The organism is Tsukamurella sp. II2bb, from assembly GCF_057815145.1.
Window position 1 is genome coordinate 1028812 of record NZ_JBYPZI010000001.1, and the last position, 17484, is coordinate 1046295.

Annotated in this window: 23 protein-coding genes; 15 read left to right on the forward strand and 8 right to left on the reverse strand. The window is 68.8% G+C overall.

What is annotated here, in order from left to right; all coding sequences use genetic code 11:
- Positions 1-20: 20 nt before the first annotated feature.
- Together AC21LY_RS05405 and AC21LY_RS05410 are read left to right on the forward strand one after the other, a co-directional pair.
- Positions 21-806: a MerR family transcriptional regulator gene (locus AC21LY_RS05405; RefSeq protein WP_489045278.1), complete on the forward strand. Its 786-nt coding sequence runs from the start codon at positions 21-23 to the stop codon at positions 804-806.
- A gap of 81 nt (positions 807-887) precedes the next feature.
- The gene (locus tag AC21LY_RS05410; RefSeq protein ID WP_489045435.1) at positions 888-1541 is read left to right on the forward strand and encodes a hypothetical protein; all 654 of its coding nucleotides are present in this window, start codon (positions 888-890) and stop codon (positions 1539-1541) included.
- A gap of 127 nt (positions 1542-1668) precedes the next feature.
- Here AC21LY_RS05410 and AC21LY_RS05415 read toward each other — a convergent pair whose 3' ends face one another.
- Complete coding sequence (locus tag AC21LY_RS05415; RefSeq protein ID WP_489045279.1) at positions 1669-2970, reverse strand: bifunctional o-acetylhomoserine/o-acetylserine sulfhydrylase; 1302 nt, start codon at positions 2968-2970, stop codon at positions 1669-1671.
- Between the two features lie 77 nt (positions 2971-3047).
- On the opposite strand from AC21LY_RS05415, the gene AC21LY_RS05420 reads away from it, so the two are divergent.
- Positions 3048-3578, forward strand: coding sequence for an NUDIX hydrolase (locus AC21LY_RS05420; RefSeq protein WP_489045280.1), 531 nt, complete (start codon positions 3048-3050; stop codon positions 3576-3578).
- Positions 3579-3687: 109 nt separating this feature from the next.
- Positions 3688-3909: a translation initiation factor IF-1 gene (gene infA, locus AC21LY_RS05425; RefSeq protein WP_005140011.1), complete on the forward strand. Its 222-nt coding sequence runs from the start codon at positions 3688-3690 to the stop codon at positions 3907-3909.
- Positions 3910-3978: 69 nt separating this feature from the next.
- Here the strand turns inward: infA and AC21LY_RS05430 are convergent, their stop codons facing one another.
- Positions 3979-4716 carry a chymotrypsin family serine protease gene (locus AC21LY_RS05430; RefSeq protein ID WP_489045282.1) on the reverse strand — a complete coding sequence of 246 codons (738 nt, stop codon included), beginning with the start codon at positions 4714-4716 and terminating at the stop codon, positions 3979-3981.
- Between the two features lie 231 nt (positions 4717-4947).
- On the opposite strand from AC21LY_RS05430, the gene rpmJ reads away from it, so the two are divergent.
- The 6 genes from rpmJ to rplQ all read left to right on the forward strand — a co-directional run bounded on the left by rpmJ (position 4948) and on the right by rplQ (position 8364).
- A complete protein-coding gene (gene rpmJ, locus AC21LY_RS05435; RefSeq protein ID WP_024332746.1) occupies positions 4948-5061 on the forward strand; it encodes a 50S ribosomal protein L36 in 114 nt (37 codons plus the stop codon).
- Between the two features lie 182 nt (positions 5062-5243).
- A complete protein-coding gene (gene rpsM / locus AC21LY_RS05440) occupies positions 5244-5615 on the forward strand; it encodes a 30S ribosomal protein S13 (RefSeq protein ID WP_146435040.1) in 372 nt (123 codons plus the stop codon).
- Positions 5615-6025, forward strand: coding sequence for a 30S ribosomal protein S11 (gene rpsK, locus AC21LY_RS05445; protein ID WP_068522638.1), 411 nt, complete (start codon positions 5615-5617; stop codon positions 6023-6025). The genes rpsM and rpsK overlap by 1 nt, the downstream gene beginning before the upstream one ends.
- A gap of 21 nt (positions 6026-6046) precedes the next feature.
- Positions 6047-6652 carry a 30S ribosomal protein S4 gene (gene rpsD, locus AC21LY_RS05450; protein ID WP_126196472.1) on the forward strand — a complete coding sequence of 202 codons (606 nt, stop codon included), beginning with the start codon at positions 6047-6049 and terminating at the stop codon, positions 6650-6652.
- 70 nt (positions 6653-6722) lie between these two features.
- Positions 6723-7781 carry a DNA-directed RNA polymerase subunit alpha gene (locus AC21LY_RS05455; protein ID WP_068522636.1) on the forward strand — a complete coding sequence of 353 codons (1059 nt, stop codon included), beginning with the start codon at positions 6723-6725 and terminating at the stop codon, positions 7779-7781.
- 34 nt (positions 7782-7815) lie between these two features.
- Positions 7816-8364: a 50S ribosomal protein L17 gene (rplQ, locus tag AC21LY_RS05460; RefSeq protein WP_489045283.1), complete on the forward strand. Its 549-nt coding sequence runs from the start codon at positions 7816-7818 to the stop codon at positions 8362-8364.
- Positions 8365-8425: 61 nt separating this feature from the next.
- Here rplQ and AC21LY_RS05465 read toward each other — a convergent pair whose 3' ends face one another.
- The 6 genes from AC21LY_RS05465 to AC21LY_RS05490 form a co-directional block, all read right to left on the reverse strand.
- Complete coding sequence (locus AC21LY_RS05465) at positions 8426-8887, reverse strand: SRPBCC domain-containing protein (protein WP_489045284.1); 462 nt, start codon at positions 8885-8887, stop codon at positions 8426-8428.
- A gap of 138 nt (positions 8888-9025) precedes the next feature.
- The gene (locus AC21LY_RS05470; RefSeq protein WP_489045285.1) at positions 9026-9856 is read right to left on the reverse strand and encodes a shikimate dehydrogenase family protein; all 831 of its coding nucleotides are present in this window, start codon (positions 9854-9856) and stop codon (positions 9026-9028) included.
- The gene (locus AC21LY_RS05475) at positions 9853-10425 is read right to left on the reverse strand and encodes a P-loop nucleotide/nucleoside kinase family protein (RefSeq protein WP_489045286.1); all 573 of its coding nucleotides are present in this window, start codon (positions 10423-10425) and stop codon (positions 9853-9855) included. Before AC21LY_RS05475 ends, AC21LY_RS05470 begins: the two co-directional genes overlap by 4 nt.
- Entirely contained in the window at positions 10422-11069 is a 648-nt protein-coding gene (locus AC21LY_RS05480; protein ID WP_489045287.1) for a bifunctional 4-hydroxy-2-oxoglutarate aldolase/2-dehydro-3-deoxy-phosphogluconate aldolase, read from the reverse strand. Before AC21LY_RS05480 ends, AC21LY_RS05475 begins: the two co-directional genes overlap by 4 nt.
- A 53-nt stretch (positions 11070-11122) precedes the next feature.
- A complete protein-coding gene (locus AC21LY_RS05485; protein WP_489045288.1) occupies positions 11123-11914 on the reverse strand; it encodes an SDR family NAD(P)-dependent oxidoreductase in 792 nt (263 codons plus the stop codon).
- 54 nt (positions 11915-11968) lie between these two features.
- Positions 11969-12787, reverse strand: coding sequence for a sugar phosphate isomerase/epimerase family protein (locus tag AC21LY_RS05490; RefSeq protein WP_489045289.1), 819 nt, complete (start codon positions 12785-12787; stop codon positions 11969-11971).
- A 261-nt stretch (positions 12788-13048) separates the two neighbouring features.
- Between AC21LY_RS05490 and AC21LY_RS05495 the strand changes: the two genes are divergently transcribed.
- Genes AC21LY_RS05495 through AC21LY_RS05515 form a run of 5 tightly spaced genes read left to right on the forward strand, consistent with a single transcriptional unit; the run spans position 13049 to position 17484 of the window.
- Positions 13049-14023 carry a Gfo/Idh/MocA family protein gene (locus AC21LY_RS05495; RefSeq protein WP_489045290.1) on the forward strand — a complete coding sequence of 325 codons (975 nt, stop codon included), beginning with the start codon at positions 13049-13051 and terminating at the stop codon, positions 14021-14023.
- Entirely contained in the window at positions 14023-15009 is a 987-nt protein-coding gene (locus AC21LY_RS05500; protein ID WP_489045291.1) for a LacI family DNA-binding transcriptional regulator, read from the forward strand. The genes AC21LY_RS05495 and AC21LY_RS05500 overlap by 1 nt, the downstream gene beginning before the upstream one ends.
- Positions 15006-15584, forward strand: a complete 579-nt coding sequence (locus AC21LY_RS05505; RefSeq protein WP_489045293.1) for a VOC family protein — start codon at positions 15006-15008, stop codon at positions 15582-15584. Before AC21LY_RS05500 ends, AC21LY_RS05505 begins: the two co-directional genes overlap by 4 nt.
- A gap of 2 nt (positions 15585-15586) precedes the next feature.
- Complete coding sequence (locus AC21LY_RS05510; RefSeq protein WP_489045294.1) at positions 15587-16489, forward strand: sugar phosphate isomerase/epimerase family protein; 903 nt, start codon at positions 15587-15589, stop codon at positions 16487-16489.
- Entirely contained in the window at positions 16486-17484 is a 999-nt protein-coding gene (locus AC21LY_RS05515) for a Gfo/Idh/MocA family protein (RefSeq protein WP_489045295.1), read from the forward strand. The genes AC21LY_RS05510 and AC21LY_RS05515 overlap by 4 nt, the downstream gene beginning before the upstream one ends.

Consider the following 17484-nt stretch of genomic DNA (forward strand, 5'->3'; position numbering starts at 1 on the left):
ACGCGACGTGAGGCCGGAGAGTGGTCGTCGTGAACGAAGGAAGGCCCGGACCGCGCACCGTCGGTGCGATCGCACGGATGACCGGCGTGAGCGTGCGCACCCTGCACCACTACGACGAGATCGGACTGGTGGTGCCGTCGGGACGCACGTCGGCCGGCTACCGCGTGTACGACGACGCCGACGTCGAGCGCCTGCATCAGGTGCTCACGTACCGCGAGCTGGGCTTCCCTCTCGAGCAGATAGCGACCCTGCTCGACGATCCGGCGGCGGATGCCATGGCGCATCTCGAACAGCAGCGCAAGCTGCTCTCCGAGCGGATCGACCGTTTGCACCGGATGGTCGCGGCTGTGGAGGAGATGATGAACAGCAAGAGGAGCGGCATCCAGCTCACCGCCGAGGAGCAGACCGAGATCTTCGGTGACGGCTGGATGGGTGACCAGTACGCCGAGGAGGCCGAGCAGCGGTGGGGCGGCACGGACGCGTGGAAGCAGAGCAAGCAGCGCGAGGCGAGCTTCACCAAGGACGACTGGAAGCGGATCAAGGCCGACGGTGACGCGGTCAACGCCGCGTTCGCCGACGCGCTGACGCGCGGCGTGACGCCCGGCTCGGACGAGGCGAACGCCCTCGCCGAGCGGCATCGCGCCGGTATCGAGGAGTTCTACGACTGCGACCACGCCATGCAGGTCTGCCTGGCGCAGATGTACGTCGCCGACGAGCGCTTCACGAAGTACTACGAGGACGTCGCGCCGGGCCTGGCCCAGTACGTGCACGACGTCATCGTCGCCAACGCGGAGCAGCACCGGTGATCCCGGGCCGCTCGGGGGCGCTCGCGAACCCCTGAGCGGTCCGAATCATCGCGCTACGCTGGGGACGTGAGCTGGACCGACATGTGGTGGCTGGTGTTCCCCCTCAGCGGGTCACTGGCCGCGGCGGGCCGATCGGTCATGGTGTGGAACGATCGCCGCGCCCGCCGCCGGCTCGAGCGGTATCGGATCAAGCAGGAGACCAAGGTCGCGGTCGCGCAGGCCAAGGGCATGGGCCGGGTCGACGCGGCGCAGCTCCGGCGCGAGCTCGACAAGGCCGTCGCGGAGCACGACGCCGTGGACACCCGCTGGTTCGAGTACGAGACCGACCTCGCCACCGTCCTCGACTTCCCGATGATGATCGACCTGCGGGAGCCGCTCACCGTCGACTTCCACAAGGCCAAGCGCCGGGCCGACCTGCTCCGCCCGGAGGGGCCCGACGGTGCGCCGGGCGACGTCGAGCAGTACCGCGCCGCGGTCCACGCCTACGCCGCAGCCTTCGACGTCGCGGAACAGGAGGCCCGGCGCCGTCGGCGGGGCGACTTCTCGCCGCTCGAGCAGGAGCGCCTCGCCAAGGCCCAGCGCCTCCTGTCCGTCGCGCTCGACGGTGCCGCCACGGGCCCGGAGCGGCAGCAGGCCTACCAGCGCGCCCGCGCGGAACTCGACGGCCTCATCGACCTGCCGAAACCCGCCACCGTCGCCCTCGAACGCCAGGTCCGCGCCGCCCTGGAGAGCTGAGCCGGGCACGCCCGTGCGCGGTGCTACGTACAGCCGCGCTGCACGGCCGCGGTCCAGGCACCGTCGTTCTGAAGGACGAAACGGACCTGCCGTCGCCACCACCGCAGCGCGCGCATGGCATTCCCTCCTAGGAGGCGTCCGCGGCGGCCTTGAGGCCGACCTGCAGGTCCGCGAGGATGTCGTCGATGTGCTCGATGCCGACCGCGAGGCGCACCAGGCCCGGCGTGACGCCGGACTCGAGCTGCTCCTGCTCGGTGAGCTGCGAGTGCGTCGTCGAGGCGGGATGGATGACCAGCGAGCGGACGTCGCCGATGTTCGCGACGTGGCTGTGCAGCTGCAGCGCGTCTACGAAGGCCTTGCCCGCGGGGACACCGCCGGCCAGCTCGAAGGCGACGATCGCGCCGGCGCCCTTGGGCAGCAGCTCCTTCGCGCGCTCGTGGTACGGCGACGAGGGCAGGCCCGCGTAGATCACATCGGTCACGCCGTCGGCGCCGGTGAGGAACTCGGCGACCTTCTGCGCGTTCTCGACGTGCCGCTCGACCCGCAGGCTCAGGGTCTCGATGCCCTGGCTGAGCAGGAAGGCGTTGAACGGCGAGATCGCGGGGCCGAGGTCGCGCAGCAGCTGCACGCGGGCCTTGAGGGCGAAGGCGGGCGCGCCGAGATCGGCGAAGACGACGCCGTGGTACGACGGGTCCGGGGTGGTGAAGTTCGGGTGCCGGCCCTGCGTCCAGTCGAAGTCGCCGCCGTCGACGATGACGCCGCCGATAGCCGCGCCGTGGCCGCCGAGGTACTTCGTCGCGGAGTGCACGACGATGTCGGCGCCGTGCGCCAGCGGGTTGAGCAGGTACGGGGTCGCGACGGTGTTGTCGACGATGAGGGGCAGCCCGTTCTCGTGCGCCACGCCGGAGACGCCGGCGATGTCGAGCACGTGGCCGCGCGGGTTCGCGATGGTCTCCGCGAAGAACGCGCGGGTGTTGGGGCGGACGGCGGCGCGCCACTGCTCCAGGTCATCCGGGTTCTCGACGAAGGTGACCTCGATGCCCAGCTTGGCGAGGGTGTAGTGCAGCAGGTTGTAGGTGCCGCCGTACAGGTAGGGCGAGCTGACGATGTGATCGCCCGACTCCGCGACGTTGAGGATCGCGAGGGTCTCGGCGGCCTGCCCGGAGGCGACCAGCAGCGCGGCCACGCCGCCCTCGAGCGCGGCGATCCGCTGTTCGACGGCGTCCTGCGTCGGGTTCATGATGCGGGTGTAGATGTTGCCCGGCTCGGCCAGCCCGAACAGCGCCGCGGCGTGATCGGTGTTGTTGAACGTGTACGACGTGGTCTGGTAGATCGGGAGCGCCCGCGCGTTGGTCGCACCGTCGGGCGTCTGCCCGGCGTGGATCTGCGTGGTCTCGAAATGCCAGTTCGGGCTGTCCGGATTGCTCATGGCCCCGATACAAGTGCACGGGCGCCGCGCTGTCCAGGTTTTGGCTCATACTGTGGGGAAAGTCGAGGGGAGAAGTCGTGGAGGAGATCGTCGCCCTGTTCGACGATGCCGGTCGCCCCGCCGGCGCGGCGCCCCGGTCCCGGGTGCGCGCCGAGAACCTGCGGCACGGCGCCACCGGCGTCCTCGTCTTCGACTCCGCCGGCCGGATCTACGTGCACCGGCGCACCGCGACCAAGGACGTCTACCCGGGCCTGCGGGACTTCTGCGCCGGCGGGGTGCTGCTCGCGGGGGAGGAGCCCGACGACGGTGCCGCGCGCGAGGCCTTCGAGGAGCTCGGCGTGCACGGCGTGCCGCTGCGCCCCGTCGGCGTGCGCCACTACGCCGACCCGAGCACCAGGTTCGTGTGTTTCCAGTACGTCTGCGTCTACGACGGGGTGGTCGTGCACCAGGCCGAGGAGGTGGCGAGCGGGGAGTGGATGCGCCCCGTCGACCTCCTCGCGGCGGTCGCGCAGGACCCTGCGGACTTCGTGCCGGACTCGATCGAACTCGCGTTGCACCTCGTCAGCGGCGGGGCCGGTTCCGGGCAGGATTCGTCCGACGGGTCGTGAGCGCGTAGAATCGATGGGTAGCGCGGCGTTCGGCCGCATGCCCGTCCGCCTGCGGAGGGGCTTTAGGTCGCACACGGCGTCCGCTGAAGACAACAGGATCGTGGAGGGTATGGCGAAGAAGGACGGAGCCATCGAGGTGGAGGGCCGCGTCGTCGAGCCGCTCCCCAACGCAATGTTCCGCATCGAGCTGGAGAACGGGCACAAGGTGCTCGCACACATCAGCGGCAAGATGCGGCAGCACTACATTCGTATTCTGCCCGAGGACCGGGTCGTCGTGGAGCTCTCCCCGTACGACCTGACGCGCGGGCGCATCGTCTACCGGTACAAGTGACCGCGTAGTACGTATCCGGATACGAGAAAGACCCACCCCGCGGGGTGGGTCTTCGTCGTTCCGGGGCGCTCAGACCGCCAGGCGCAGCCCGCCGGCCTGGGCGAGGACGAAGCCCAGATCCCAGTAGTCGGAGACCTCGGAGCCGTCGTTGCCCGGGCGGGACGAGCCCGTCGCGTGGATGCCGAGCGCGGCACCGTCGGCGACGCGGATCAGCGACGCGCCGCTGTCGCCGGAGCGCAGCTTGAGGTCAGTGCGGAAGCGGTTGGCGGTGACGTCGGTGACGGTGCCGCAGACCCAGCCGCTGGTGCGGCCCTGGCTGCAGACCTTGTCGCCGATGCGGGCCTTGCCGAGCGAGCGCGGCGCCGCCTTGCCCAGCTGATTCACGAGCGGCACGCCCGCCTTGAAGGAGACGGTGCCCCAGTCGGGGTGCGCGACGTCGGTCGAGACCTCCCGGCCGTCGACGATCGCGGTGGGCGGGTTCGAGGACTTCTCGAACCGGCCGACGGAGATCAGCGTGCGGGCCTGCCCGGGGGCGGGCACGGTGACCTCCTGGCCCACCTTGCCGCAGTGGCCCGCGGTGACGCCGACGCGGCGGCCGTCCGGGGCGTAGGCGAGGACGCCGACGGTGCACGCGGCCACCTCGATGCCCTCGGCCGTCTCCTTCTGGACGATGTCGATCTCCGAGCCGGGGCCGACGACGACGCGCGGTGCGGCGGACGCCGGCGCAGCGCCGGCGAGGACGGAGGCCGTCGCGCCGAGCACGGCGGTGGCGGCCACGGTCAGGCGGCGGGTCAGTGACAGGCGCATCGCGGGTCCTTCGGAGATCGAGGTGCCGGAACAGGGAAATCGGGAGTGGCGAATAGTGCATCAACGGCCGAACCTGAGGCTAGCATGTGTGCCTGCTCAGGAGCGGATTTGGGCGGCCGGGCAGCGGAGCGTACACTGGATCATCGCGTGCGTGCGCGGCTTCGTCGTGCCTGCCGTGGCGTCGTTCCGGGCTAGCGGTACGGCGTGGAAAACACTGAAGATAGGACTGACGTGAAGGTCAACCCCAGCGTCAAGCCGATCTGCGAGAAGTGCAAGGTGATCCGCCGTAACGGCCGGGTCATGGTGATCTGCGAGAACCTGCGTCACAAGCAGCGTCAGGGCTGATCACTGCGCTTCGAGCGGTTCACCGCTTGAACATGTGATGACCTCTCCGCACCAACGGGGGCAGACGAGCCCCTGCGGACCCCCGGCTCGGAGGCCGGGGCCTCGGCCGGCGTGAAAGCGCCGGAACCAACGAGGACGGGCGGGGAGCAGACCTCCGAACGAAGAGAAGGAACAGCCAGACAATGGCACGTCTTATGGGTGTCGATCTCCCGCGCGAGAAGCGCATGGAGATCGCACTGACCTACATTTACGGCATCGGCCGTACCCGCGCGACTGAGATTCTCGCCGAGACCGGTGTGAGCCCGGATCTGCGCAGCAAGGACCTCAGCGACGAGGACCTGACCAAGCTCCGTGACTACATCGAGGGCACGGACTACAAGGTCGAGGGTGACCTGCGCCGCGAGGTGCAGGCCGACATCCGTCGCAAGATCGAGATCCAGTGCTACCAGGGCATCCGCCACCGTCGTGGCCTGCCCGTGCGTGGCCAGCGCACCAAGACCAACGCTCGCACCCGTAAGGGTCCGAAGAAGACCATCGCCGGAAAGAAGAAGTAATGCCTCCGAAGTCGCGCGCCACGGGCGCGAAGAAGGGCGTTTCGCGTCGTCGCGAAAAGAAGAACGTCCCGCACGGCCACGCTCACATCAAGAGCACGTTCAACAACACGATCGTCTCGATCACGGACCCCAGCGGCAACGTGATCAGCTGGGCCTCCTCGGGCCACGTCGGCTTCAAGGGCTCGCGCAAGAGCACCCCGTTCGCCGCGCAGCTCGCCGCCGAGAACGCTGCCCGCAAGGCGCAGGAGAACGGCGTCAAGAAGGTCGACGTCTTCGTCAAGGGCCCGGGTTCGGGTCGCGAGACCGCCATCCGTTCGCTCCAGGCCGCCGGCCTGGAGGTGGGCACCATCTCCGACGTGACGCCGCAGCCGCACAACGGCTGCCGTCCGCCCAAGCGGCGTCGGGTCTAGGGAAGGTAGGAGAGAGAAACCATGGCTCGTTATACCGGCCCTGTCACCCGTAAGTCCCGTCGTCTGGGCGTCGACCTCGTCGGCGGCTCCGAGGCGTTCGAGCGTCGTCCGTACCCGCCCGGCCAGCACGGCCGCGCGCGGATCAAGGAGTCCGAGTACCTCCTGCAGCTCAAGGAGAAGCAGAAGGCGCGCTTCCTGTACGGCGTGATGGAGAAGCAGTTCTCCCGCTACTACCAGGAGGCCAAGACCGCCTCGGGTAAGACCGGCGACGCCCTGCTGCAGATCCTCGAGACCCGCCTCGACAACGTCGTGTACCGCGCCGGCCTGGCCCGTACCCGTCGTCAGGCCCGCCAGCTGGTGACCCACGGTCACTTCACGGTGAACGGCGTCCGCGTGGATGTTCCCTCGTACCGCGTCTCGCAGTACGACATCATCGACGTCCGCCCGAAGTCGCTCGGCACCACGCCGTTCCAGATCGCGCGCGAGACCGTCGGCGAGCGCACCGCTCCGGCGTGGCTCCAGGTGGTCCCGTCGACCCTGCGCATCCTCGTGCACCGCGTGCCCGAGCGTGAGCAGATCGTCGTGCCCTTCCAGGAGCAGCTCATCGTCGAGTACTACTCGAAGTAATCGTATCGGGGGCATCCGCCCCCGGAAGTGGACGTCATATAGCGGGCGTCCAGGAAGAAGGTAAGACTCAATGCTCATCTCGCAGCGACCCACTCTCAGCGAAGAGGTCATCTCCGAGGCGCGCTCGAAGTTCATCATCGAGCCGCTGGAGCCGGGCTTCGGTTACACGCTGGGCAACTCGCTCCGCCGCACGCTGCTCTCGTCCATCCCGGGCGCGGCCGTGACCAGCATCCGCATCGACGGTGTGCTGCACGAGTTCACCACGGTCCCCGGCGTGAAGGAGGATGTCACCGACATCATCCTGAACCTCAAGGGCCTGGTCGTCTCGTCGGAGGACGACGAGCCGGTCACCATGTACGTGCGCAAGCAGGGCCCGGGCGCCGTCACCGCGGGCGACATCGTCCCGCCGGCGTCGGTCACCGTCCACAACCCCGACCTGCACATCGCCACCCTGAACGACAAGGGCAAGCTCGAGATCGAGCTCGTCGTCGAGCGGGGCCGCGGCTACGTGCCGGCCGTGCAGAACAAGGCGTCGGGCGCCGAGATCGGCCGCATCCCGGTCGACTCGATCTACTCGCCCGTGCTGAAGGTGACCTACAAGGTCGAGGCCACTCGTGTCGAGCAGCGCACCGACTTCGATCGTCTGATCCTGGACGTCGAGACCAAGAACTCGATGACCGCGCGGGACGCGCTGGCGTCGGCGGGCAAGACCCTGGTGGAGCTCTTCGGGCTCGCCCGGGAGCTCAACGTCGAGGCCGAGGGCATCGAGATCGGACCGTCGCCGGCCGAGGCCGACCACATCGCGGCGTTCTCGCTGCCGATCGAGGACCTCGACCTGACGGTGCGCTCGTACAACTGCCTCAAGCGCGAGGGTGTGCACACCGTGGGCGAGCTCGTGGCCCGCACCGAGTCCGACCTTCTCGACATCCGCAACTTCGGTCAGAAGTCGATCGACGAGGTCAAGGTCAAGCTGCACGCGCTGGGTCTGGCCCTCAAGGACAGCCCCGCGTCGTTCGATCCGTCGCAGGTCGACGGGTACGACCCGGCCACCGGGACCTGGAGCGACGAGCCGTCGTTCTCGGGTGACGCCGATGGCGATCAGGACTACGCCGAGACCGAGCAGCTCTGAGCTGACAAGCTCGTAAACACCCACAGGAGAAACAATGCCTAGGCCCACTAAGGGCGCCCGGATGGGCGGCTCGGCCTCGCACCAGAAGCACATTCTGGCGAACCTCGCGACCGCGCTCTTCGAGCACGGACGCATCGAGACCACCGAGTCCCGCGCCAAGCGCCTGCGTCCCTACGCGGAGAAGCTGATCAGCCATGCCAAGCACGGCAAGCTGGCCAACCGCCGCGAGGTCATGAAGGAGATCCGCAACAAGGACGTCGTGCACGTGCTGTTCGCGGAGATCGCTCCGGCCGTCGCCGACCGTCAGGGCGGCTACACCCGGATCATCAAGACCGAGAACCGCAAGGGCGACAACGCCCCCATGGCGGTCATCGAGATCGTGACCGAGCAGCTCGCCGCCACCGAGGCCTCGCGCGCCACCCGCGTCGCAGCCTCGCAGGCCGCTGCCAAGTCCGCCGCCGTCGAGGCGGAGGAGATCAAGGCCGAGGAGGAGGCTCCCGCCGAGGAGCCCGCCCTCGAGGCCGCTCCGGCCGACGAGGCTCCGGCCGAGGCCGAGGAGTCGAAGGACGCCGAGGACAAGTAAGTCCGCACCGTACGAGGCCCGCCACCTGCTCGCAGGTGGCGGGCCTTCGTCGTCGGTGACGTCAGTCGGTCAGCAGCGCGACCATCGCGTCGACGGTGCCCCGCACCTGCGCTGCGGAGACCCGGGGCAGGGTGAACCGCGCGAGGTAGGCCTCGTTCGTCACGCGCGACCAGTCGCAGGTAACGGCGACCAGCGTCCCGGCGCCCTCGGGCACCAGCTCCCAGGACCACTCCACCCCGATGGGTTCGCGCCCGCGGCCGGCGGGCAGCCAGGCGATCCGGGTGGGCGGATCGAAGACGGTCACGTGGTTGGTCACCGAGTACGGCCGGCCCTGCTCGTCGGTCATCTCCATGCCGAAGGTCTCGCCTGCGCCGGTGATCGTCTCCGGGCCGTCCTCGGACACCCCGCGGAGCATGCCGGAGCCGTCGGCCGCCGCGTGCATCGCAGGGCGGGTGAGGGCGGCGAACAGCACCTCGGGCGGGACGCCGACGGTCACGGTCACGGTCTGCGCGGTCTCGTTCACCGTCCCGACGCTACGCCGCTCACGATGTCGGGTCCTTCGCAATCAGACATGCGCCTGCGCACTTCCACGCCCGCCGAGCCCGACATCGTGAGGCCGGTCGGAGGTCAGGGCGCGGCCGGCGGCGGGTGTCTCCTGCACTCACGACGGTAGGTGAGCGGTGGCGCGGAGCTCGTCGGGGGTGGCGAGGCCGAAACCGAAGAACTCCAGGTACGCGGGGATCAGCTCGAACAGCATGTCGCTGCCCACCTGAACGGGGCAGCCCCGGTCCCGCGCAGCCCGGAGGAATGGCGTCATCTCCGTCTTGAGGACCACATCCCCGACATAAGCACCGGGCGCGATCCGGTCGACGTCGACCGGCATCGGATCATCGTCCTTCATCCCGATGGGGGTGGCGTTGATGATCATGTCGTAGCCCTCGGGATCCTTCGATCCGATGGTGATCCGGACATCGGGGTAGTGCTCGCCGATCCGCCGCGCGAGTGACTCGGAGGCCGCGGAATCCGGGTCGTACAGGCCGATGGCCGCCAGGCCGGACCCGGCGAGCGAGGCCGCGATAGGTGAACCGACGCCGCCGTTGCCGACGACCAGGGCGCGTTTACCGGCCGGGTCGAAACCCTTGCGCAACGCTCCGCGGAGGAAGCCCTCGCCGTCGAACTGGTCGGCGATCAGCTCGCCGTCCCGGAGGAGGACCGCGTTGGTCGCGCCGGCGATCGCCGCGGTCGGGCTGATCACGTCGGCCAGCCCCATCGTCGTCACCTTGTGCGGCATGGTGACCAGTGCGCCTCGGATGTTGGTGAGTGAGAACACCGACCGGAAGAAGTCCGGGTAGTGCTCGGGCCGGACCCCCATCGGGACGACCGCGGCGTCGATCCCCTTCGCCTCGAACCACGGATTGCAGACCAGCGATGACTTGAACGTGGTGGTGGGGTATCCCAGGTGGGCGATGAGCGTCGTCGTTCCGCTTATCATCGGGGGCCTCCGACTGCGGGACGCACGAGGTCCCCGCGCTCCGGGTCGTTCGAGACCTCCGAGAGCCGCACGCCCTTCCAGGCGCACGCCCGTGCCCCGTGCTCCGCCCAGTACTCGTCCCAGTGGGCGAGCTTGTAGCGATCCCGCTCCAGGCCGCGTGCGCGGAGGCGATCCCGGAGGGTTTCGGGGGAGACGCGCACCAGGACCACGTCGATGTCGACCGGCGGCCAGTCGAAGCGGTCCGCGGCCGCAGTGATGTAACCGGGATCGGACAAGAAGGGGCTGAAGGGTGCGTCGATCACGACCGGGCGGCCGAGGCGCAGGTTGGCGCCGGCGACGTCGAGCAGGGAGTCGTACTCCAGTGGGAGCAGCTTCTCCAGGTAGTAGGCGTTGGACTCGCGGTCGCCGGGGTCGTAGCCGGCCGCTACGAGGGCGGCCTCCACGAACTTGGCGCTCATCGCGTCCTTGTCGAGGTAGGCGGCCGCGTGCTCGCGCGCGAGATGCTGGGCGATCGTCGACTTGCCGGAGCCGGCGCTACCGATGACGATGCGCAGGGCCGGCGCGGTCATCGCCGTGCGTCCTGGACCGCGGCCAGGAAGTCACGGGCGGCCGAGGTGACCCGGGTGAAGTCGCCGTCGGGCTGCCAGGCCTTGGTGACGGCGCTGCCGACACCGACGCCTGCGACACCTGCCGCGAACCAGTCCTTGACGTTCTCGGTGGTCACACCGCCCGCGGGCATGACGGGCAGATGTGCCAGCGGTGCGAGAAGTGCCTTGGCGTAAGGGATTCCGGCGTTCTCCGTCGGGAACAGCTTGACGATGTCCGCGCCCGCCTCGGCCGTCTCGAGCGCTTCGGTCGGCGTGAACGCCCCGCTGACGGTGGCCACCTGGTAGCGGTTCGCCACCCGGATCATCTCGGGATTGAGCTGCGGGCTGACCAGGAACGTGGCGCCGGCGCGGATGCACTCGTACGCGGCGTAGCCGTCGAGCACCGTCCCGGCCCCGACGGCGATGCCCTGCGACCCGTACTGCTCTGACAGCCGGCGCACGAGATCGACGGCTCCCGGAATGGACAGCGTGATCTCGAGGGCGCGGAACCCGCCCTCGATCGCGGCGTGCGCGACCCGCTCCGCGGTCTCCGCGTCCGGCAGCCGGACGATGAGGACGGCGCCGGATTCGTCGATCGTGCGCAGGGTCTGAAGCTTGGTGAACATGGGAGTCCTATCGGTTCTGGGGTGAGATCAGGCGGTCGAGATGGAGACGCCGGTCAGGAGCCGGAGCTGGGGCGGCCCGGAATATGGCTGAGGATCGACGAGGAGAAGCCGCCGTCGACGCAGATGTCCTGTCCGGTGACGTAACCCGACAGCGGGCCCATCAGGAACTCGATGACGTTCGCGATGTCCATCGGTTCCCCGATTCGTGCCAGGGGGATGATGGCTTCCCGTTGCTTCTTGATCTGGGGATCGGCGTACATCTTCTCGGTCATGGACGTATGTGTCATGCCGGGGGAGACCACATTCACTCGGATGCCGTCGGGGGCCCACTCGAGCGCGAGCGTTCGGGCTAGCATCGTCAATGCGGCTTTGCCGGGGCTGTAGGCACCTGATCCGGCGTGCGGTAGCCGGCCCGACATCGACGAGGTGAAACATGCCGCCCCGCGGCTGTCCTTCAGGTGCGGGTAGCTCGCTTTGGCCAGGAGCCAGGCGCCACGGAGGTTGACGGAGAACATGTGATCCCAGTCCTCGAGGGAGATCTCGCAGATCGTGCCGGGGCTGGCGATCCCGGCGTTGGCCACCAGCCCGTCCAGGCCGCCGAATTCGGTGACCGCGGCTTCGACCAGCCGGCCCGGCACGTCGGGGTCGCCGAGGTCGCCCGTCAAGCCGATGGCGGTGCCGCCCAATGACCGGATTGCACGAACGACCTCCTCCTGTCCGCCGTTCGACCGGTGTCCGCATACCGCGACCATGGGCTGAACGCCGCGTGCCAGCGCCGCCTCCGCGAGCCTGACAGACGTCGCCGCTCCGATACCGCTACTCGCTCCACTGACCAGAACTCTCATCGAACACTCTCTTTTGCATGGGGGATTGATGTGGTGCACTCTCGCGCGGGCGTCTCAGGCCGGCGTGCTCACCTTCCAGCCTCTGTCGTCGAGGTCACGCATCGCTTTGGCGAATTCATCCAGGGGGTTCTCCTCGCGAATGATCTCGAGAACGACGTTGTGCACGCCGCATGTCGACTCGACGGTGCGGCCCAGGCCCTCGAAATCGACCACCCCTGTACCGATCGGGTCATGACCCCAGGTGTCCACGCCCGTATCAGAAATGTGGACGAGTGCGATCGAATCGTGGTGCTCGAGCAGCCCTGCGACCGGATCCTCGCCGATGTACGCGGCGTTGGCGACGTCGTACACGATCTTGAGGGCGTCGTCGTCGACAGACTTCTCCAATGCGACCAGTTCCCCGATGGTGGGCGTGAAGCAGTACGGCGTGTTCTCCATCAGGAGCCGCACCCCGGCCCGCCTGGCCATCGGGATCACTGTCTCCAGGCTCTCGGACAACCAGCCGTGCACGCGATCGAGCGACGGTGAGATCATCGGGCGCCGCGTCCCGGGGGAGATCACGACGTCGGGGACGCCCCACGCCGTAGCCAGGTCGATCACCGACGCGATGTGTTCGATGCTCTTGCGGCGCATGTTGGCACCGGGGCTGGCCAGGTTGATGTCGTACCCGCCGGCGTTGAGCGATCTGATGCGGGCGCCGGACTCATCGAGCATCGCTCCGACGGCCGCGCGGTCCGCCGCGGACAGTTCGTCCGGCCAGCAGTGCGGCGAGCTGATCGGTACCTCGAAAGTCTTGTACCCGTGCTTGATCAACCGCTCCATGGCCTCCTGCGCGGTCGTCGTCCACAGGAACGAGAACGTATTGATGATCATGTCGAGGCATCCTCTCGATCGGATGAGTAAGTGATGTGCTGCGTCGGAGCCCGATGTAGCCGTCGGCCACGTGGTGTCGAGGCGTCCTCGATCACGCAGTCCGTCGCCCGGGCAATGACGTGTGGGGCGCATCTCTCGGGGGCGTAAAGGTGATTGACAACACTCTTGCACGCCGCCTATGGTCAATGCAACCGATCTCAGCAACCGATCTCATTGGAGTCATGTAGACATGATCGAGGTTCGACCCAGCAGGGGGACGTGATGACCCGGGCCCGCACCATCGTCATCGGCGCTTCGCACTGGCACGTTCCGCTGTACGCGCCGACGATCGCCGAGGTGCACGACGTCGTCGGGGTCTCGGACGAGCATCCGGAACAGATCCGCGACCTCGCCGCCCTGTGGGGCGCCCCGGTCGACGCCGATTGGCGCCGACTGCTGGAGCTGCCCGACCTCGAGCTCGCGTACGTCTTCGGGCCGCACGACCGGATGGCGGAGACGTGCCTGGCACTGATCGAGCGACGTATCCCGTTCGTCGTCGAGAAGCCCCTGGGCACCTCGCTGGCCGAGCTGCAGGAGGTGCGCCGCGCGGCCGAGGACGCGCGCGTCCCTGCCGCAGTGCCCCTGATCCAGCGCGGCGGTCCCGTGGACGGCTGGCTGATGAAGGCCGGCCGGCCGGTGTACCAGCGGTATTCCTTCGTGGCCGGCCCGCCGAAGCGGTACGAGCGCAACGGCAACCCGTGGATGCTCGACCCCGAGCGCGCGGGTGGCGGCTGCCTGGCGAACCTGGGGCCGCACTTCGCGGACCTGTTCCTGCAGCGCAGTGCCGATGTGACCGCGGACGTGACCGCGAGGCTGTCGTCGAGGCTGCACGCCGGGAAGGTCGAGGATCACGCGACCCTCCTGCTGAGCGCGCCGGACGGCAGCGAGGCGATCGTCGAGGTGGGGTACGCGTTCCCCGATTCGCCGCTGAAGCGTTACTGCAGTTACTCATCCGCGGGCGAGGCGGGCTTCGCCGCCGTCGAGTCGGACGGTTCCGCGGTGTTCACCGCGCTCGACGGCCGCACCGAACGAGCAGTCATCGACGTGGACAGCGATCCGCTTCACGATCCGTTCGTGCGTCGAGTCGCGCGCTCACTCGATGAGGGCTTTCACGGACTGCCGACCCTGGGCGAGTTGGAAGATGTCATGAGGATCATCTGGCACGCCTACGCGGCGGAACGAGAAGAGGGTAAGTGATGGCCGATCTGAACATCGACGTCGTCGCGAAGGCGGCGGGCGTCCACCGCTCGACGGTGTCGCGCGCGTTCTCGCGCCCGGAGGCGGTGAAGGCGGAGACCCGGGAAACCATCCTGCGCGTCGCCGCGGAACTCGGGTACACCATGAGCCCGCTGGCGCAGGCCTTGCGCACGAAGACCAGCGCATTCGTGCCACTCATCGTCCCGGACATCACCAATCCGTTCTACGCGGAGCTGGCCAAGACGATGGCCCAGGCCGCAGGGGACAGCGGATATCAGCTGCTGCTGTGCATCACGAACGGGGACAACGAGCGGACGGCCAGCTACCTGACCGCGATGCAGGCGTTGTACGCACCGTTCGGCGTCGTCGCGCCGTCCACGCGGGTCGACATCGACACGTTGAACCAGTTCGGCTTCGGGGACCGCGTGGTCATCATCGACCGCGTGGACGAGGACTCGACGGTGCCGAGCGTCACCGTCGACAACCGCCGTGGTGTCGAGCTCGCCTTCGAGCATCTGCGCTCGCTCGGCCATCGCACGATCGGCTACGTCTCGGGCATCTCGGGCACGCACACCGCCCACGAACGCCTGGACGCCTACGTCGAGCTGGTCGACGGTGACCCGATCATTCTCGACAGCGGTACCGACACCGAGGCGGGTGACCGGGCGGCGGCCCAGTTCGTCGCGATGGCCGACCAGCCGACGGCGATCATCGCGGCGAACGACATGACCGCGTTCGGAGTGATCTCCGCGCTCACCGCCCGCGGTGTGCGCGTGCCCGAGGACGTCTCGGTCATCGGCTTCGACGGACTCGCCCTGGGGGCGCGCTACAACCCCGCCCTGACGACGGTGCGCCAGCCGATCTCCGACATGGGGAACATTGCGATCGACCTCGCGGAGAAGAAGGCGGCCGACGGATCGGTCAACCACGTCGTTCTGACGCCGGAACTCCTCGTGCGCGCCTCGACCGCGGAGCCGCGCTCATGACCGCGCGCGCAGTCGGCCGGCTGCCCAGGATCCCGGGCCTCCGATACGCCGACCACGTCGCGTTCACAGTGCCCGACCTCGACGATGCTGTCGCATTCTTCGTCGAGGCGCTGGGGGCGGAGGAACTGTATCGCTCCACCCGAGGGCCGGATTCGGCGTTCATGCCGGAGAACTTCGCGGTGCCGGACGATGCACGCCTCACCCTGGCGATGCTGCGCATGCCGCCCAACCTGAACGTGGAGCTGTTCGAGTGGAGCAGCTCCGACCGCCGCACCGAACACCCCCGGCACAGCGACGCCGGCGGGCACCACCTCTGCTTCGTGGTGGACGACGTCGACGACGCGCTCGCGGCGCTCCGCGAGATTCCGGGCGTGCGAGTGCTCGGCGATCGTAAGGAGGTCGCGGGCGACAGCCCCCGCGTTGCGGGCAATCGATGGTGCTACTTCCTCACGCCGTGGGGACTGCTGATGGAGATCGTCGACCGTTCCAGGGTGGCCGCCCCGCCACCCCTGGTCGGCTCCTCCGACTGGCGTGCAGCGGCGGATGAGAACGACAACACTAGAAAGGACCAGTGACCATGCGTATCGCAGGCCACACTCTCGGCACCCCGGAGCAGACCGTCCCGGAGGCGCTCGCGCTCTTCGCGGACGCCGGCCTCGACGCCGCCGAGCTCATCTATCAGGACGACTACCGCTCCGGGTTGCCGCTGCGCGGCCGCAGCGCGGCCGCGCAGGCTCGGCAGGTGTCGGACGACCTCGGCCTGCCGATCGTCGGGATGACGCCGTACACCACCGCGATCAACGCCCTCGATGACGCCCAGTGGCGTCCCGCGGTCGATGAGTTCCGTGGCGCCATCGAGATCGCCCAGCTTCTGGGAGCGGACCGGCTCCGCGTCTACGCGGGCTCATGGCATCCTGGCGACCAGGACCACGGGGCGCACTGGGACCGGCTGGCCGAGGCTCTGCGCACACTGGCACCGGAAGCGGCCGACGCCGGGGTGGTCCTGTGTGTGGAGAACCACTTCGGGACCATGACCCGATCGGCCGCGGAGACGGCCCAGCTCGTGCGCGAGGTCGACCACCCGGCGGTCCGGGTCCTCTACGACCAAGCCAACCTCACGTTCACCCACGACGAACCCTACGAGGAGGCGCTGCGGATCCAGGGCGACCTGATCGGCCACGTGCACGTCAAGGACCTCGTCTTCACCGACCCGGACGCGCCGTTCCAGGCCTCCGAGACCGCGCGCGTCGCGGCGTCGGAGCGCGCGGTGCGCTCGCGGGTCGTCGGCGACGGTGTCGTCCCCTGGGGGAACATCCTCCCGGCGCTGACCGCGCTCGGTTACGACGACGTCCTCACCCTTGAGTACGAGTATCGTTGGCATCCACAGGATCTCCCTGAGCCGGCGGTCGGTTTCGCCCGGGCGGTGGCAGCGCTCCGCGCCCTCCTGCCTGAGCCGAGTGCTGCGGAGGGCCAGCGATGAGCACGCGGGAGCGGACACGCATCGGCGTCGTCGGCGCAGGGAACATCGCCGCGATCGCGCAGCTGCCGACCCTGGTCAAGCGCGACGACGTGGAGCTCGCCGCACTCGTCTCGCGCCGCCCGGACCCGGGGCCGCTGATGCGCCGCTGGGGCTTCGGGTCGGCGTACAGCACGGTCGAGGACATGCTCGCGGCCCAGGATCTCGACGCGGTCTTCGTGCTGACCCCGCGCTCGGAGCACGCGCACGCCGTTCAGGCGTGCCTCGAACGGGATGTGGACGTGTTCTGCGAGAAGCCGCTCGCGCCGTCCGTCGACGAGGCGGAGCGCCTCGCCGATCTGGCCGACGAACGCGGCCGCATCCTGATGATCGACTTCAACCGCCGCTACGCCCCGGTGTACGTGGCCGGGAGGGAGCCCTTCGGTGCGGCCGGACCATCGTTCTGCGTCGCGCAGAAGAACCGGCCGGGATCGGAGTATCGCGCGACGTTCGAGAACGCTATTCACATGGTCGACCTGCTCCGCTGGTACTGCGGCGGCGAGGCCGTGGAGGTGGCCGCGCACACGGCCGGTGACGATCAGTGGCAGGAGGACGGGACCGCCGCGCTCATCCGGTTCGACACCGGGAACACCGGCGTGCTGATGGCGGCGCGCACGGCGGGCGAATGGAACGAGAAGCTCGATGCCTACGGAGCCGGACGATCCGCGGAAGTGCGCGCACCCGAATCGGTCTCGGTCACCGTCGACGGTGTCACGACCACCCGGCGGCTCAGTGCCGAGGCGTTCGGCTGGTCGACCGCCACCGAGACCCTGGGCTTCGCCGAAGCCGTGCATCACTTCTTGGACCGGTTGGCGGATCGCCAGTCGCCCTTGACTTCCGGGCGTGACGCCGTCGCCACGCAGCGGCTGCTCGACCGCATCCTCGAGGTCTCGGGGTTGCCCACGTACGAACAGGAGGGCCGCATCTGGGCGAGCCACGCGACCAACGACGTCTCGTGA

What these genes read in the sequence shown, in the direction of transcription:
- AC21LY_RS05410 (WP_489045435.1), top strand. Translation starts at nt 888, where the DNA reads ATGTGGTGGCTGGTGTTCCCCCTCAGCGGGTCACTGGCCGCGGCGGGC.
- AC21LY_RS05415 (WP_489045279.1), bottom strand. Translation starts at nt 2,970, where the DNA reads ATGAGCAATCCGGACAGCCCGAACTGGCATTTCGAGACCACGCAGATC.
- infA (WP_005140011.1), top strand. Translation starts at nt 3,688, where the DNA reads ATGGCGAAGAAGGACGGAGCCATCGAGGTGGAGGGCCGCGTCGTCGAG.
- AC21LY_RS05430 (WP_489045282.1), bottom strand. Translation starts at nt 4,716, where the DNA reads ATGCGCCTGTCACTGACCCGCCGCCTGACCGTGGCCGCCACCGCCGTG.
- rpsM (WP_146435040.1), top strand. Translation starts at nt 5,244, where the DNA reads ATGGCACGTCTTATGGGTGTCGATCTCCCGCGCGAGAAGCGCATGGAG.
- rpsK (WP_068522638.1), top strand. Translation starts at nt 5,615, where the DNA reads ATGCCTCCGAAGTCGCGCGCCACGGGCGCGAAGAAGGGCGTTTCGCGT.
- rpsD (WP_126196472.1), top strand. Translation starts at nt 6,047, where the DNA reads ATGGCTCGTTATACCGGCCCTGTCACCCGTAAGTCCCGTCGTCTGGGC.
- AC21LY_RS05455 (WP_068522636.1), top strand. Translation starts at nt 6,723, where the DNA reads ATGCTCATCTCGCAGCGACCCACTCTCAGCGAAGAGGTCATCTCCGAG.
- rplQ (WP_489045283.1), top strand. Translation starts at nt 7,816, where the DNA reads ATGCCTAGGCCCACTAAGGGCGCCCGGATGGGCGGCTCGGCCTCGCAC.
- AC21LY_RS05470 (WP_489045285.1), bottom strand. Translation starts at nt 9,856, where the DNA reads ATGATAAGCGGAACGACGACGCTCATCGCCCACCTGGGATACCCCACC.
- AC21LY_RS05475 (WP_489045286.1), bottom strand. Translation starts at nt 10,425, where the DNA reads ATGACCGCGCCGGCCCTGCGCATCGTCATCGGTAGCGCCGGCTCCGGC.
- AC21LY_RS05480 (WP_489045287.1), bottom strand. Translation starts at nt 11,069, where the DNA reads ATGTTCACCAAGCTTCAGACCCTGCGCACGATCGACGAATCCGGCGCC.
- AC21LY_RS05485 (WP_489045288.1), bottom strand. Translation starts at nt 11,914, where the DNA reads ATGAGAGTTCTGGTCAGTGGAGCGAGTAGCGGTATCGGAGCGGCGACG.
- AC21LY_RS05490 (WP_489045289.1), bottom strand. Translation starts at nt 12,787, where the DNA reads ATGATCATCAATACGTTCTCGTTCCTGTGGACGACGACCGCGCAGGAG.
- AC21LY_RS05495 (WP_489045290.1), top strand. Translation starts at nt 13,049, where the DNA reads ATGACCCGGGCCCGCACCATCGTCATCGGCGCTTCGCACTGGCACGTT.
- AC21LY_RS05500 (WP_489045291.1), top strand. Translation starts at nt 14,023, where the DNA reads ATGGCCGATCTGAACATCGACGTCGTCGCGAAGGCGGCGGGCGTCCAC.
- AC21LY_RS05505 (WP_489045293.1), top strand. Translation starts at nt 15,006, where the DNA reads ATGACCGCGCGCGCAGTCGGCCGGCTGCCCAGGATCCCGGGCCTCCGA.
- AC21LY_RS05510 (WP_489045294.1), top strand. Translation starts at nt 15,587, where the DNA reads ATGCGTATCGCAGGCCACACTCTCGGCACCCCGGAGCAGACCGTCCCG.
- AC21LY_RS05515 (WP_489045295.1), top strand. Translation starts at nt 16,486, where the DNA reads ATGAGCACGCGGGAGCGGACACGCATCGGCGTCGTCGGCGCAGGGAAC.